Source organism: Asanoa sp. NPDC049475, from assembly GCF_040676915.1.
Lineage (GTDB): Bacteria > Actinomycetota > Actinomycetes > Mycobacteriales > Micromonosporaceae > Asanoa.
The window spans coordinates 181,966-196,826 of record NZ_JBFAPY010000010.1 but is presented as its reverse complement, the minus strand read 5'-3'; the positions used below and the strand labels follow the sequence as shown (position 1 = coordinate 196,826).

Annotated in this window: 12 protein-coding genes and 1 tRNA gene; 8 read left to right on the top strand and 5 right to left on the bottom strand. The window is 70.3% G+C overall.

Features of this window, described 5'->3' with window-relative positions; all coding sequences use genetic code 11:
- The first annotated feature begins 327 nt into the window (after positions 1–327).
- Positions 328–993 (top strand): DUF402 domain-containing protein, encoded by a 666-nt coding sequence (locus tag AB0J88_RS34865; protein ID WP_364348810.1) that lies wholly within the window; start codon positions 328–330, stop codon positions 991–993.
- Positions 994–1,079: 86 nt separating this feature from the next.
- Here AB0J88_RS34865 and paaI read toward each other — a convergent pair whose 3' ends face one another.
- The 5 genes from paaI to AB0J88_RS34840 form a co-directional block, all read right to left on the bottom strand.
- Positions 1,080–1,466 (bottom strand): hydroxyphenylacetyl-CoA thioesterase PaaI, encoded by a 387-nt coding sequence (paaI, locus tag AB0J88_RS34860; RefSeq protein ID WP_364348813.1) that lies wholly within the window; start codon positions 1,464–1,466, stop codon positions 1,080–1,082.
- An 895-nt stretch (positions 1,467–2,361) separates the two neighbouring features.
- Positions 2,362–3,309 (bottom strand): NAD(+)/NADH kinase, encoded by a 948-nt coding sequence (locus tag AB0J88_RS34855; protein ID WP_364348816.1) that lies wholly within the window; start codon positions 3,307–3,309, stop codon positions 2,362–2,364.
- Between the two features lie 9 nt (positions 3,310–3,318).
- Positions 3,319–3,705 carry a nuclear transport factor 2 family protein gene (locus AB0J88_RS34850; protein WP_364348819.1) on the bottom strand — a complete coding sequence of 129 codons (387 nt, stop codon included), beginning with the start codon at positions 3,703–3,705 and terminating at the stop codon, positions 3,319–3,321.
- Positions 3,702–6,662: a glycine--tRNA ligase gene (locus AB0J88_RS34845; protein WP_364348822.1), complete on the bottom strand. Its 2,961-nt coding sequence runs from the start codon at positions 6,660–6,662 to the stop codon at positions 3,702–3,704. Before AB0J88_RS34845 ends, AB0J88_RS34850 begins: the two co-directional genes overlap by 4 nt.
- Before the next feature lie 92 nt (positions 6,663–6,754).
- Positions 6,755–6,830: transfer RNA gene (locus tag AB0J88_RS34840), tRNA-Leu, on the bottom strand.
- Positions 6,831–6,940: 110 nt separating this feature from the next.
- Here AB0J88_RS34840 and AB0J88_RS34835 point away from each other — a divergent pair.
- The 7 genes from AB0J88_RS34835 (at position 6,941) to AB0J88_RS34805 (ending at position 14,086) form a co-directional block, all read left to right on the top strand.
- Positions 6,941–7,570 (top strand): response regulator, encoded by a 630-nt coding sequence (locus tag AB0J88_RS34835; RefSeq protein ID WP_364348825.1) that lies wholly within the window; start codon positions 6,941–6,943, stop codon positions 7,568–7,570.
- Positions 7,571–7,578: 8 nt separating this feature from the next.
- A complete protein-coding gene (locus AB0J88_RS34830) occupies positions 7,579–8,778 on the top strand; it encodes a hypothetical protein (RefSeq protein ID WP_364348828.1) in 1,200 nt (399 codons plus the stop codon).
- A 206-nt stretch (positions 8,779–8,984) separates the two neighbouring features.
- Positions 8,985–10,154: a branched-chain amino acid ABC transporter substrate-binding protein gene (locus tag AB0J88_RS34825; protein ID WP_364348831.1), complete on the top strand. Its 1,170-nt coding sequence runs from the start codon at positions 8,985–8,987 to the stop codon at positions 10,152–10,154.
- Positions 10,155–10,293: 139 nt separating this feature from the next.
- Positions 10,294–11,244: a branched-chain amino acid ABC transporter permease gene (locus AB0J88_RS34820; RefSeq protein WP_364348834.1), complete on the top strand. Its 951-nt coding sequence runs from the start codon at positions 10,294–10,296 to the stop codon at positions 11,242–11,244.
- Positions 11,241–12,434, top strand: a complete 1,194-nt coding sequence (locus AB0J88_RS34815) for a branched-chain amino acid ABC transporter permease (RefSeq protein WP_364348837.1) — start codon at positions 11,241–11,243, stop codon at positions 12,432–12,434. Before AB0J88_RS34820 ends, AB0J88_RS34815 begins: the two co-directional genes overlap by 4 nt.
- A gap of 151 nt (positions 12,435–12,585) precedes the next feature.
- Positions 12,586–13,383 carry an ABC transporter ATP-binding protein gene (locus AB0J88_RS34810; RefSeq protein ID WP_364349412.1) on the top strand — a complete coding sequence of 266 codons (798 nt, stop codon included), beginning with the start codon at positions 12,586–12,588 and terminating at the stop codon, positions 13,381–13,383.
- Positions 13,373–14,086 carry an ABC transporter ATP-binding protein gene (locus AB0J88_RS34805; protein ID WP_364348840.1) on the top strand — a complete coding sequence of 238 codons (714 nt, stop codon included), beginning with the start codon at positions 13,373–13,375 and terminating at the stop codon, positions 14,084–14,086. The genes AB0J88_RS34810 and AB0J88_RS34805 overlap by 11 nt, the downstream gene beginning before the upstream one ends.
- Positions 14,087–14,861 lie beyond the last annotated feature (775 nt).

The window sequence follows — 14,861 nt, the reverse complement described above, 5'->3', positions numbered from 1 at the left end:
GCTGCGCGATGAGCGACTCGGCGGGCAGGTTCAGGATCTCCTCCATGAGCCGCACGGCGCGCATGGACTCCGGCCGCTTGGGCCTGCTGCGCCCGCGACGCCAGTAGCTGAGGGTCGCGAGGGAAACGCTGACCCCGGCGGCGGAGAGGCGGGCCTGGATCTCCTCGGGCCGGATGCCGCGGTCCTCGATGGCCAGGTGAAGGGCGGCGGAGAACGGCCCGGTACGCAGCGCGTGCGCGAGGTCGCGACCGAGAGTCCCGGATCGGGCCTTTTCCATGGCTGAGTATCACCACGTCTCGGCCCGTACGCCAGCGTATCGTGCCCTGAATGATCTTCGACCGAGGACAGACGATCATCCGCCGGAACTTGCTCCCCGACGGCCGGATCGGCTCGGTGCTGTGCGGCCGGGTCGTGAGCGACGACGAGCGCGGGCTGGCGATGTGGGTGGAAGCGGGCTCGCAGACACTGCGGCGGGTCGACGCCGCGGGCCGACCGACGCGGCACCTGTCGCTGCTGACGTCGCTGCGGATCACGACGACGCTGAGCCTGAGCACCTGGGAGCCGTTCCGAACCCTGATGCTGATGCCGCGGGGTGTGGCGCACTCGATCTGGTGGAGCTGGCTGCCGGGGGAGGGATTCAACGCCTGGTACGTCAACCTGGAACGCCCGGTCATCCGCTGGGCGGGCGGTGTCGACGTCTACGACCAGGAGCTGGATCTGCTCGTATATCCGGACGGCCACTGGTCCTGGAAGGACGAGGAGGCGTTCGCGGCCTACACGGGCCATCCGGCGTTCTGGGACGAGGCGGAGGCCGCGGCCGTCCGAGCCGAAGGCGAGCGCCTGCTGTCCCTGGCCCGCACGGGAGCGGCTCCCTTCGACGGCCAGTGGCTGGACTTCCAACCGGACCCGACCTGGCAACCGACCCGGATGCCGCACTGGTACGACGTGCCCGCGACCGCGACCTGCTGGGACCTCGAGTATTTCCAGCCCTGACCGGCTGTGGCACGGAGTAGGCCGACGCCCGGGCGTGAACGTCGGCGTTGGCGCTCGACGGCACAGGCTCACCGTCGTCGACGTCCTCAGGTTGAGAGGGTGCGGCTCAGGCCGCGGAACTCCGCCACCAGGCGCTCGCCGCAGCGGACGGTGACGTCGTAGATGCCGGACCTGCCCGCGCGGTGTCGCTCGGTGGCGGTCGCGGTCAGGCGTTCGCCCTCGCGGGCGGCCGAGACGAACACGATCTCGGCCGACGCCGCGACGGTGACCGCGCCCGGGTAGTTGCACGCGCCGGCGAAGGCCGAATCGGCCAGCAGGAACACGAAACCACCGTGGGCGATCCCGTGGCCGTTGACCATCTGGCCGGTCACCGTCATCTCCAGCACGGCATGGCCGGGATCGAGCTCCACGACCGACATCCCGAGCGACCGCGAAGCCTTGTCCCGGCCAAACATCGCAGCGGCACCGTCCATGCCCGCACCCTATGCGCATTCCGGCATCAAGGACAGGCCGGATAACGTTGTCGCCCAAGCGGCGGAGGAGCCGCAGGAACGCCGGTGGCGGCGTTCGTCGGCCCGCCAGGCCGCCTCGGGAGCTCGTCCGTCCGGCCGGCCTGGCGCCCGGTGATGGCCGTTCGTCGCGTTTCCGGTGATCAACGCGGTTGCCGGCGACGGGCCGGACAAGACTGCGGCCAACGCCGAGGCCACCTGCGATGACGTCACCACCCCGGGTGGACCATCCCCGACAGCGGCCCACCGCTGGCGGCGACACAGGCACGAAAGGCCGCCGCCCGCTCGCGACCAGTGAAGATTCGCTCGTCGTCACCGATATAAGCGATCCGCCGGTGACCGTGCACCGAGAGCTGCCCATACAGGACAACAGCTTCCCGAAGGTGTTCACCCAGGCGGCCCGGGTCGGCTACCCCGCGCAGAGCCTGATCGACAAGTTGAAGGCCCAGATCACCGCCAAGTCGGACCCGAACCTGCGGATCCGGGACCCGTGGCACGGGTTGGAGAAGTCCGGCGCCACCGAGGCGGTCAACAACCTGCTGCTCCAGAGCGACGACGGCGTCGTCCGGGTCTTCCCGGTCTGGCCGACGGCGAAGAACGCCAGCTTCGTCAACCTCCGCGAGAAGGACGCGTTCCTGCTCTCCAGCGCCCTGTCCGGCGGCTGGGTGTCCTATGTCGACGTCACCAGCGAGGCGGGCCGCCAGCTCCGCCTGCGCAACCCGTGGCCCGGCAGCCCGGTCACGGTGACCAGGGTCGGCGGCGGCACGGTCACGCCGTCGATCAGCGGCGACGTCATCTCGTTCGCACGCAGGCGGGAGCGACCTACACGGTCACCTCGCCGTAGGGCGTGTCTCGGGGATCACCACCGGTCCGGCTCCGTGCCGGGCCGGCGGTCCTGCGGCGACTCCTCGACGGCGGCGGCCACGTTGCGCCGCAGCTCGAGGGGGATCAGCTCGAGCAGCTGGTCCGGCCGCAGCGGCAGGTCGAGCAGGCTGAGCCGCACGCGGCTGCGGTTGGCGTAGTCCCGCGGGGACAGGCGGACGACCTGCGCCAGGTCGGGTCGCAGCGCGACCTCCAGGGCGTCGCCCTCGGCCAGCGGCAGCGCACCCGTGCCGTCGGGGTCGACGGTGAGCGTGCCCTGGGCGTGGAACGAGACGCGGTCGTCGCCGCCCAGCACCACCGGCCGGCTGATGCCCGACATCGGCGCGACCGGGGTCACCACCATCGCGTGCGACGACGGCGACAGCACCGGCCCGCCGGCGGAGTAGTTGTAAGCCGTGGAGCCGGTGGGCGTCGCGAGGATGACCGCGTCGGCGCGGTAGTAGCCGTAGTGCACCTCGTTGACCGTCAGGTCGACGTCCGTCGTCCGCCCCGCGCCGGTGCGGCCGAGGACGACGTCGTTGAACGCGCACCGGTGCGCCTCGCCGACCCGGAGCTCCAGGCCGGCGTGCTGCTCGATCGTGTAGTCGCCGGCACCCAGGCGGCGAAGGGCGTCCGGCAGGCCCGCCGGCGTGACCTCGACGAGGAAGCCGAGGTTGCCGTGGTTGACGCCGAGGATCGGCACCGGGCGGTCGACCATCAGGCGCATGGCGCCGAGCATCGTGCCGTCGCCTCCGAGCGCCACGATGCCGTCGACCCGGTCGTGAAACTCCTCGTCGGGGACGATCTCGACGCCGTCCGGGACGCGCGCGCGGTCGGACTCGCGTGCGGCGACCCGGACCTCGTCGTCGCGGGCGGAGCTGACGATCAGGCGGAGTGACTGCTCGATCGGCTTCGTCGGGTGGAGCACCAGACCGACGGTGATCACCTATCTACTTTATTGCCGGAAGTAGTCCCGCAGGTGGCTGATCAGGCCATCCCGGACCCGGAAGATCTGCACCAGCGACATCGTGGTGTCCGACATCAGGGTCGTGTCGATCTCGGCGACGAAGACGTCCGGGTCGGCGGTGGTGTGCAGCGTGAACGACGTGCGGATCGGGTCCACCGGGTCGTCCTCGGCAGCCGGCATGCGCGCGTACGCCGCCGCCATGCCGGCCCGGATGGCCGCGCGCCCGACCAGCCGGCGCGGGAACGGGTCGCCGGGACCGGCGAGCGGCGCCTCGTAGACGCCGTCCTCGGTGAACAGCGCGGCGAGCGCGTCAGGATCCCGGCTCAGCGCGCCCGCGTACACGTACCGCTGGAAGATCTCCTCTTGGGTGCTCACATCCGGAGATGGTCCCAGTCGAGAAGGCCCGCGCCAAGGTCACGGACGGTGGCCAGCAGGCCGAGGCGGGCGCGGCGCAGCTCAGGCTCCTCGGCCATCACGTACACCTCGTCGAAGAAGGTGTTGACCGGCTCGGTGACCCGACCGGCGGCCGCGAGGAAGTCGGCCAGGTCCGGACCCGGCACCTCGATGCCGCGGACCACCTCGCCCAGCCGGAGCTCGGCCGGCTCCACCAGGACGGACGCGTCGTACTCGGCGGGCGTGCCGGCCGGCACGATCCGCCGCGCCCGCTGGATCGCCTCGACCAGCGCGCGGAACCGCTCGTCCTTGTCGAGCTCGTCGAGCTGGTGCAGCAGCCGGTCGGCCAGGGCCGGGCGGTCCGCGTGCGGCAGGACGGCGCGTACGCGGTCGACCGGGTGGCCCTCCTCGACCAGCACCTGCTCCAGGCGGCGCGTCAGGAACTCGGCCGTGTCGGCCAGGACCTGGTCGGAGACGTCGACCGGCTGCAGCGCGGCCGCCGAGGCCAGGCCGTCGGTCAGGCTCGTCGGCACCAGGCCGGTGCGGTGCACGGCGAGCAGGCCCAGCACCGCCCGGCGCACGGCGAACGGGTCGCTGCTGCCGGTGGGGAGGCCGACGGTGGCGGCGAGGCCCGCGACCAGGTCGAGCCGGTCAGCCAGGGACAGCACGGCGCCGGGTGCGTGCGCGGGCACGGCGTCGCCGGTGTTGCGGGGAAGCTCGCTCTCGAAGACCGCCTCGGCGACCGCGGCGGGCTCGCCCGCGTGGGTGGCGTAGTCCCGCGCCATCACGCCGGCCAGGCTGGTCATCTCGGTGACGAGCTGCGCGCCGAGGTCGAACTTCACCAGCTCCGCGGCGCGGCCCAGGGTGTCGCGGTCGTGACCGCCCAACCCGATGTCGGACGCGAGGGTACGGGCCAGCGTGCTGATCCGGGTCGCCCGGTCGGCCATCGAGCCGAGCTTGTCGGTGAACGTCAGCCGCTCCAGCCGGTCGCGCATGGCGTCGAGCGGGGTGTCGCGGTCGGCGCGGTAGAAGAAGGCGGCGTCCTCGTAGCGGGCGCGCAGCACGGCCTCGTTGCCGGCCCGCACGAGGTCCTCGTCGATGGCGCCGTTGGCCACCGCGACGAAGCAGGGCAGCAGGTCGCCGTCGGCGTCGCGGACCGGCAGGTAGCGCTGGTGCTTGCGCATGACCGTGGCCAGGACCGCCTCCGGCAGGCGCAGGTAGCTCTCGTCGAACCGGCCCAGCAGCGCGTTCGGCTGCTCGACCAGGTAGCTGATCTGGTCGATCAGCGCCCGCTCGCCCTCCACGTCGACCTGCCCGCCGACCGCGGCGGCCAGCCGCTGTGCGGAGGCGACGATCTCGGCCCGGCGCTCGTCGGGGTCGGCCACGATGCCGTGCGCGCGGAGCGTGTCGAGGTGGATCTCGGCGCTGTTCACGGCGACGACCGGTGCCTCGGCGGTGCGGTGCACCCGGGTCTCGCGTCCCGAGGCCAGCGACGAGACCGCGAACGGCACGACCTCGTCGCCGCGCAGCGCGAGCAGCCAGCGGATCGGGCGGGTGAACGACAGCGAGGGGTCGTTCCAGCGCATGTTCTTGGCCGAGCGCAACGCGGTGACCACCTTGGCCAGCACGTCGCCCAGCACCTCGGCGGCGGGGCGGCCGTTCTCGTGCTTCACGACCGTCACGTGCGGCACGCCGTTGACGTCCTGCTGCTCCAGGTCGGCGAGCTCGACGCCCTGGCCCCGGGCGAAGCCGCGCACCGCCTGGGTGGGCTCGCCGGCGGCATCGTAGGCGGCGGAGACCCGCGGCCCCTTCACCGTGCGGACGTGGTCCTGCTCGCGGTCGGCGACGGCCTCGACCAGCGCGATGATCCGGCGCGGTGTGGCGAGCACCCGGACGTCGCCGTGCGCCATGCGGGTGGCGGCCAGCCGCTCGGTCAGCTCGCGGCGCACCTGCTCGCGGACCGCCCGGGCCTCGGCCGGCGGCATCTCCTCGGTGCCGATCTCGAAGACCAGCTGCCGGGTTCCCGCGCTTTCCCGCCCGGCGGGCGCGGTGGCCGGCTCGAGCGTGGGCGCGACGCCGAGCGGGTGGCCGAGCTCCTCGCGGCGGGCCATCCAGAGCTTGGCGACCTCGCCGGCCAGCCGGCGCATCCGGCCGAACTCGGCGGCCCGGTCCGAGGTGGAGACGGCGCCGCGCGAGTCGAGCACGTTGAACGCGTGCGAGCTCTTCAGCACGTACGTGTGCGCGGGCACCGGGAGCCCGGCGTCGAGCATCCGCTGCGCCTCGCCGGCGTAGAGCTCCAGCAGCTCGCGGTTGGCCGCGACGTCGGCGTCGTCGAGGTAGTAGCGGGACATCTCGTACTCGCCCTGGCCGAACACCTCGCCGTAGCTGACGCCGGGCGCGTACTCGATGTCCTTGAAGTGGCGGACGCCCTGGAGCGCCATGATGATGCGCTCCATGCCGTAGGTGATCTCCACCGACGGCGGGTCCAGGTTGATGCCGCCGGCCTGCTGGAAGTAGGTGAACTGGGTGATCTCCAGCCCGTCGAGCCAGACTTCCCAGCCCAGGCCCCAGGATCCGACGGCCGGCGCCGCCCAGTTGTCCTCGACGAACCGCACGTCGTGCGCGGCCACGTCGATGCCCAGGGCGGCCAGGCTGCCCAGGTAGAGCTCCTGCGCGTTGCCCGGGTCGGGCTTGAGGATCACCTGGAGCTGGGTGTGGGTCTGCAGCCGGTTGGGGTTCTCGCCGTAGCGCGAGTCGTCCGGGCGCACCGACGGCTCGACGTAGACGACCCGCCATGGCTCCGGGCCGAGCACCCGCAGGAACGTCGCGGGGTTGAGCGTGCCGGCGCCGACCTCGGTGTTCATCGGCTGGACCGTGAGGCAACCCTGCTCCACCCAGTAGGCGGTGAGTCGGGCCAGGGCGTCCTGCATGGTGAGCATCGATGACTCCTTGATGGTGATTTGTCCCGAGTCTACGCAGCGCTGCGTCTGCCCCTTACGGGGCGGGCGACCACCGGGACGCCTGGGGCGGGTGGTGCCCCCGGTCGGATTCGAACCGACACTGTCGGAGGTTTGAGCTCCGTGCCTCTGCCATTGGGCTACGGGGACCGCGGGTCCGAAGGCACCGCGAGGATGAAGCGCACTCAGCCTACCTACTACGCTAAGGAGCGCGACACCGGACAGGCCGGTCGCGGATTGCACACCTGGGGAGAGGCTTCGTGGGCGAGTCGTCGGAGACTGCCGAACGTCGGCGCGTGCTGATCGCCGAGGACGAGGCCCTGATCCGGCTCGATCTGTCGGAGATGCTCACGGAAGAGGGCTACGACGTCGTCGGCGAGGCCGCCGACGGTGAGACCGCGGTGCGGCTGGCCGAGGAGCTCAAGCCCGACCTGGTCATCCTCGACATCAAGATGCCGATCATGGATGGACTCGCCGCGGCCGAGCGGATCGCCGCCGGCCGGATCGCACCTGTCGTCATCCTGACCGCGTTCAGCCAGCGCGACCTGGTCGAGCGCGCCCGCGCCGCGGGGGCGATGGCCTACCTGGTCAAGCCGTTCCAGAAGAGCGACCTGGTGCCGGCGATCGAGATCGCGCTGTCGCGCTACGCCGAGATGGCCTCGCTCGAGTCGGAGGTCGCGGGCCTCGCGGACCGGCTCGAGACGCGCAAGAGCGTCGAGCGGGCCAAGGGCGCGCTGATGACCACCTACGGGATGACCGAGCCGCAGGCGTTCAAGTGGATCCAGCGCACCGCGATGGACCACCGGATGACCATGCGGGAGGTCGCCGACCGGATCGTCGCCGAGGGCGCCGGAGGCACTGCGCCCGAGACTCCGACCGACGCGGATTAGCCCGGCGCATGCGCACACCGACCAGGTTCGCGCTCGCGTTGCTTCTTCTTGCCCTGGCCGCCTGTGACTCCGGGCCGCCGGATCCGCCTCCGGTGCCGCCTCCCGTGCATCCACAGTGGAAGTCGGTCGAGCTGCCGTTGCCGCCAGGCCCGGCCGGCCGGGTGCTGGCGCGCGACGCGATCCGGTGCGGACAGCGGTGGTACGTCGGCGGCGGCGTCGGCACGCCGGCGGGTGACACGCGGCCCGCGCTCTGGTCGACCGCCGACGCGGCCGCCGCGAGCGGCTGGGCGCCGGTGCCCGTCGACACGGTGGACGACTACTACGCGATCCGCAGCGTCCTCTACGCGCTCGGCTGCCAGGACGGTCGGGTCGCCGCGATCGGTGCGAAGAGCGGCGGGGCGCACGGCAACCCCCGCGTGCGCACCTTCTACTCCCGCGCCGACGGCACGCTCGTCGCGGTGCCGTCCCGGGACTTCGAGCTCTACGGCGGTGCAAAGCAGGTCAGTGTCAACCGGATCGCGGCCGGGCCGGGCGGCTGGCTGATCGCCGGCAACCGGGCCGGCGGCGCGACGGTGTGGACCTCGCCGGACGCCACCGCGTTCACCATCCACGAAGACCTGCCGACGCTGGCCAACTCGCCGTCGCTCTACACCTTCGCGTCCGACCTCACCCGGTTGCCGGCCGGCTGGCTGGTGGTGGGCGGCGGGCGGTCGGCCGACCGAATTGACCGCGATCCCTATGTTTGGACCTCGGCGGATGCGAATGTCTGGAACCGCGTCCCACTACCTGGAACGGCGGACGACGAGACGGCGCAACGGTTGGCGCGTACCCCCGATGGCCTTGTTGCTCTAGGTGTCGCCGGCACGGCGTACGCGGCGTGGCACGGTGACGCCTCCGGTACGGCCGAATCCTGGTCCGGCGCGACGCGGTTCGGTGCAACGGGAACCGGTGCGGTGGCTTCTATCGACGGCGTTGCCGTGCTGTCAACCGTTTCCCGACTGGTGGTTTCGACCGTCGGGGCCGACGGCCATCGGTTGTGGACAGCTGATCTTGCCGGTAAGGGCTGGCAGAGCGTGGCCACCCCTGTCCAGGTCGGACCGGGCGGAAACACCGCTGTAACAGTCGGAGGAGCGGGCGACACGATGGTGTTGCTGACCGACGACGGCACAGCGGGTGGCCTGTGGGCCAGCCAATTTCCAAGAGGGTGACCTCGGCGGACGACCGTCGACTGTGACACCCACAGGGCCAATTCCGACACCCTAAGTAACGGTTGCGTCAACGCGCCTAGTGAGGCCTTACGTTGGTCGCTGTAGTGGGATAACGTCCCGGCCCAGACCGGGTGAACGGTCCGGTTCGTCGTTGCAACCTCCCGGCCCGCGACGACGGGCTGATGGACGGAGAGAGGGCTTCAGCCTTGAGGCAGATTTTCGTACGCGCTATCGGCGGGGTCGCGCTTGCGGCACTCGTCATGGGCGGCGCGGCCGCATGTAAGCAGGATGATGGCGGTTCCGGCGGCGACACGGCCGGCGCCAAGGTGTGCGACCTCAAGATCGGCTTCTTCGGCGCGCTCTCGGGCGCTGACGCCGGTCTGGTGACACCGGGCAAGCAGGCCGCCGACATGGCCATCAAGCAGTACAACGCCGAGCACAGCGACTGCAAGGTCTCCCTGCAGGAGTACGACTCGCAGGGCAAGCCGGAGCTGGCCGGCGGTCTCGCCACCAGCGCCGTCAACGACGCCAAGGTCGTCGCGATGGTCGGCCCCGCGTTCTCCGGCGAGTCGGAGACCGCGAACCCGACGTTCCAGCAGGCGGGTCTGCCCGTCATCAGCCAGTCGGCCACCCGGCCGAGCCTGTCCGAGCAGGGCTGGAAGATCTTCCACCGCGGCGTCGGCAACGACTTCTCGCAGGGTCCGGCGGCGGCCGCCTACATCAAGGGCCTCAACCCGGCCAAGGTCTTCGTCGTCGACGACCAGTCGGCCTACGGCGCGGGTCTCGCGGACGAGGTCAAGAAGGCCCTCGGCCCGCTGGTGAGCGCCTCCGACAAGGCGACCGACAACCAGCAGGACTTCAGCGCGATCGTCACCAAGGTGACCTCGAGCGGTGCCACGGCCCTCTTCTACGGTGGTTACACCGAGGAGGCCAGCCCGTTCCTCAAGCAGCTCCGCCAGGCCAACTGGAAGGGCACCTTCGTCGGCGGCGACGGCATCTACGACGCCAACATGCTGTCCGTGACCGGCAACGCCGACGTGGAGGGTGCGGTCGCGACCTGCCCCTGCGCCCCGGCGACCGCCGCCAAGGGCACCTTCGTCGAGGACTTCCAGAAGGAGTACAACGCCGCCCCCGGTGTGTACGCCGACGTTGCCTACGACCTCACCAAGATCTTCCTCGAGGCCATCGGCGAGGGTAAGTCCACCCGTGCCGACATCCAGGCGTTCCTGACCAGCTACAACAAGGCCGGCTCGGCCACCGGTGTCACCTACAAGTGGACCGACAAGGGCGAGCTCGACCCGTCCCAGGTCCGCGTCTGGGCCTACGTGGCCAAGAACGGCCAGTGGGCGCCCGACAAGGAGATCCCGAAGGCCTGATCGATCGGTTGAGCCGGCCCTCCGGGGCCGGCTTCTTCCATCAGGCACAACGGTCGCGTCAAACCCATGCCGGTGCGGCCGGGCGCACAACGAGCCCGGCCGCACCGGCCTTGACTGAGGGATCTCCCGGGAGAACCTGTTGCAATTCAACGATCTGATAAATGGTTTCCCGGTGCTGACGGTCACCGGGCTTACCCAGGGCGCGATCTACGCACTGATCGCCCTCGGATACACGCTCGTCTACGGCGTCCTGCGCCTGATCAACTTCGCCCACTCGGACGTCTTCATGATCGGCACCTTCGGTGCCATCTGGACCTGGTCGGCGTTCGGCTTCGACGCCAACTCTCCCCGGCCGTCCCTCGGTGAGGCCCTCGGCTTGATCGCCTTGGCGATCGTGGTCGCCGCACTCCTGTGTGGATTGTTCGCGATGCTCGTCGAGATAACCGCGTATCGACCTCTGCGAGCGCGCAACGCGCCACCCCTGGCCTTCCTGATCACCGCCATCGGTGCGTCGTTCGTGCTGTCCGAGGGCATGGGCGCGTTCACCAACCGCCGCCAGTTCGGCGTGCCGGCGATGCTGCCGACCGACCCGGTCGTCAGCCTCGGCGGGTGGTCGCTCACCCCGTTGCAGATCTCGACGCTCGCCGTCGCGGTCATCGCGATGGTCGCGCTGGACTGGTTCGTGCAGCGCACCCGGTTCGGCCGGGGCATCCGGGCGGTGGCGCAGGACTCGAACACCGCCGCGCTGATGGGTGTCAACAAGAACCGCGTCATCCTGCTGGTCTTCCTGATCGGCGGCCTGATGGCCGGCGTCGCCGCGGTCATGTCCGACATGAAGGCGGCCAGCACCCGCTTCAACGTCGGCTTCCTCATCGGCCTCAAGGCTTTCGCGGCCGCTGTCCTCGGCGGCATCGGCAACCTGCGTGGCGCCGCCCTCGGCGGCATCCTCCTCGGCCTGGTGGAGAACTACGGCTCGGCGGTGTTCGGCACGAACTTCCGTGACTTCATCGGCTTCCTCGTGCTGATCCTGCTTCTGATGTTCCGCCCGACCGGCCTGTTGGGCGAGTCGCTCGGGAGGGCACGCGCATGACCGACGTCCGTACCCGATGGCGGAACTTCCGCCACGGCGTGAGCCAGCGCTGGGACCGGCTGCCGAAGGCCAGCCGGATCGGCATCGTCCTGGTCTTCGTGGTGTTCCTTTACGCCCTGCCCAACAAGGGCTTCTACGAATACCTCGGCCTGCCGCTGGGTGAGTACATCCCGCTCTACACCACGCGCAACGACATGGCGACGGTGCTGTTCCAGTGCGGCTACTACATCCTGCTGGCGCTGGGCCTCAACATCGTGGTCGGCTACGCCGGCCTGCTCGACCTCGGCTTCTTCGGCTTCTTCGCCGTCGGCGCCTACACGGTCGCGACGCTCACGTCGCCGCAGAGCAAGATCTTCACGGAGTACAACTGGCTGGAGAGCCCGTGGCCCTGGTTGGCCGCGCTCCCGTTGGCGATCGCGCTGTCGTTCGCGGCGGGGGTGATCCTGGGCTTCCCTGTTCTGAGACTCCGCGGTGACTATCTCGCGATCGTGACACTCGGCTTCGCCGAGATGATCCGGATCGTCGCCCAGCAGAACGACTGGATCTTCAACGGTGACCGGGGCATCCCGAACATCGGCCGCCCGCCCGGCAGCAACGCAAACGGGTCGCCGATCTTCCAGTTCGACGCCAAGCCGTACTACTGGCTGATCCTGACCGTGATCATCGGAATGGTCTTCCTGATCCGGAACCTCGTGCGCAGCCGGGTCGGTCGGGCCTGGATCGCGATCCGCGAGGACGAGGACGCGGCCGAGCTCATGGGCGTGCCGACGTACAAGTTCAAGATCTGGGCGTTCGCGATGGGCGCCGGCATCGGCGGGTTCTCGGGTGCGCTGTGGGCGGGTCAGATCGGCTTCGTCAACGCGTCGACGTTCAAGCTGGAGCAGTCGATCCTGGTGCTCGCGGCGGTGCTGCTCGGCGGCGCCGGCAACATCTTCGGCGCGATCCTGGGTGGCTTCCTGGTCATCTACGTGCCCGAGTGGCTGCGGTCGGTCGGCGACGTGTTCGGCCTGCCGGAGCAGGTGCGGATCGGCGGCGAGCCGTACGACATCAGCGCGACCAACCTGCGTTACCTGTTCTTCGGCATCATCCTCATCGTGGTCATGATCTTCCGACCACAGGGGTTGTGGCCCAACCGGCGGCGTGCCGCCGAGCTCAAGGATCGTGAGAAGGAGGCGATGGTCGGTGCCTGAGACGCCTCCCGAGCCGCAGGACGCTCCCGAGCGCGACGTCACCAGCGAGCGCGACGCGGCGCCCGACGCCCGCACGACGGTCGGGGTGCCGGCCGAGCCGCCGACGGGTGACTCGACGGATGACTCGCCGGCAGGCGGGTCGACGCCGGCTGTGCCGGCGACGCCGGTCCCCGCCGGGCGTGAGGCCCTGCTCGAGGTCGACAACGTGACGCTCCGCTTCGGCGGGGTCGTCGCTCTCGACAAGGTCAACTTCACGCTGTACAAGGGCGAGATCCTCGGTCTGATCGGCCCCAACGGTGCCGGCAAGACCACCTGCTTCAACGCCATGACCGGCGTCTACACCCCGACCTCGGGCGAGATCCGGTTCCAGGGCCAGAAGCTGAGCGGCCGCGCCCGCTACAAGATCACGAAGATGGGCATCGCCCGGACGTTCCAGAACATCCGGCTGTTCCCTGAGATGACCGCGTTGGAAAACGTGATGGTCGGTGCCGACGCGCACCACAAGACCAGCGTGCCCAGCGCACTGCTGCGCCTGCCGCGGTACTGGCAGGAGGAGCGCAGCGGCCGGGAGCGGTCCCGCGAGCTGCTCGACTTCGTCGGCATCAGCCGGCACGAGGAAGCGGCCCGCAACCTCTCCTACGGCGAACAGCGCCGGCTCGAGATCGCCCGCGCGCTGGCGACGAACCCGACGATGCTCTGCCTCGACGAGCCGGCGGCCGGCTTCAACCCGGCCGAGAAGGACTCGCTTCTCCAGCTGATCCGCGACATCCGCGACACCGGCGTGACCGTGCTGCTCATCGAGCACGACATGCGCCTGGTCATGGGCGTCACCGACCGGATCGTGGTGCTCGAGTTCGGAAAGAAGATCGCCGAGGGTTCGCCGGCCGAGGTCCGCGAAAATCCGAAGGTGATCGCGGCTTACCTGGGGGTGCCCGCAGATGCTGCTTGAGATCGACAACATCACGCTGCTGTACGGGCGGATCCAGGCGCTGCACGGCATCTCCGTCAACGTCGAGCAGGGCGAGATCGTGGCCCTGATCGGCGCGAACGGCGCGGGCAAGACCACGACGATGCGGGCGATCTCCGGGTTGCGCGCGATCGCCAGCGGCCGCATCCGCTTCGACGGCGTAGACATCACCAAGATGCGCGCCGACCTGCGGGTCATCCAGGGCATCTGCCAGTCGCCGGAAGGTCGGGGAGTCTTCCCCGGCATGTCGGTGAAGGACAACCTGGAGATGGGCGCCTACACCCGCAAGGACAGTGCCAACATCGCCAAGGACCTGGAACACGTCCTGGACCTGTTCCCGCGCCTACGCGAACGCTTCAAGCAGCCGGGCGGCACGCTGTCCGGAGGCGAGCAGCAAATGCTGGCGGTCGGGCGGGCCTTGATGAGCCGCCCGAAGCTGCTGCTGCTGGACGAGCCGTCAATGGGCCTGGCCCCGATGCTCATCCAACAGATCTTCGAAATCATCACGGAGATCAACGAGCGCGACGGCACGACCATCCTCCTGGTCGAGCAGAACGCTCAGCAGGCACTGTCCCGCGCCCACCGGGCGTACGTGCTGGAAACCGGAAAGATCGTCAAGGAAGGCACGGGCCGCGAGCTCCTGAACGACCCCGCGGTCAAGGACGCCTACCTCGGCGTGGCCTGACAGAACGACCGGTGGAGGCCCGGTCCCGCTACGGCGGGACCGGGCCTCACCCGTTTCTGGCCAGGTGTTCGCGGCAGACGCGCGCATGCTGCTGCGGGCCGCCGCCGGGCGCTCGCGTCAAGCGTTCCCGTTCCGTCTGTATCCCGCCCGTATGGGCGTCACCGCATGAGGCGCTGGGACGCGTCACGCGGTCGGCGCCGCGTCTTACGACCGCGGCTTGGCCGCCGCGGGCCAGGCGTGCTTCGCGACCCGACCCCGCAGAGGCCAATAGGCGTAGCCTCCATTGGCTCGGCGTGGTGGCGCTTCGCGGTCACGACCGCGTGCGACTGCGGCTTGGCCGGGGTTGGCCGCGTGCGGCCGGCGTTGGCCGCGTGCGACTGCGGCTGGCCGGCGTAGACCGCGTGCCGCCGCGGGTTGGCAGGCGTTGGCCGCGTGCGACTGCGGGTTGGCAGGCGTTGGCCGCGTGCGGCCGGCGTTCGCCGCGCACGACCGCGGCTTGGCGCCGCAGGCCGGGCTTGGTCGTGCTTCGCATCCCGGGCCGGCAGATGAATTGTGCGTCGTTTCCGTGGCCTGGCGTGGTGGCGCTTCGCGGCCACCGACAGCCTGCGACTACGCCTGGCGCCGCTCGCAGCGCGCGCCCGTGGGTTCGCCGCCGCCGGCGACCAGGTGCGACCGTGCTTCGCGACAAACCCGGCGGAAGGGATCGTGCGTTATCCCGCCGAGGCGGGCGCGGTGACACCTCGCGCCCACCGAGCGAGCACGATCGCGGCGCGCG

Excerpts from the sequence above, each read along its gene's own strand:
- paaI (WP_364348813.1), bottom strand. The coding sequence starts at position 1,466 with ATGGACGGTGCCGCTGCGATGTTTGGCCGGGACAAGGCTTCGCGGTCG.
- AB0J88_RS34845 (WP_364348822.1), bottom strand. The coding sequence starts at position 6,662 with ATGCTCACCATGCAGGACGCCCTGGCCCGACTCACCGCCTACTGGGTG.
- AB0J88_RS34830 (WP_364348828.1), top strand. The coding sequence starts at position 7,579 with ATGCGCACACCGACCAGGTTCGCGCTCGCGTTGCTTCTTCTTGCCCTG.
- AB0J88_RS34815 (WP_364348837.1), top strand. The coding sequence starts at position 11,241 with ATGACCGACGTCCGTACCCGATGGCGGAACTTCCGCCACGGCGTGAGC.
- AB0J88_RS34865 (WP_364348810.1), top strand. The coding sequence starts at position 328 with ATGATCTTCGACCGAGGACAGACGATCATCCGCCGGAACTTGCTCCCC.
- AB0J88_RS34805 (WP_364348840.1), top strand. The coding sequence starts at position 13,373 with ATGCTGCTTGAGATCGACAACATCACGCTGCTGTACGGGCGGATCCAG.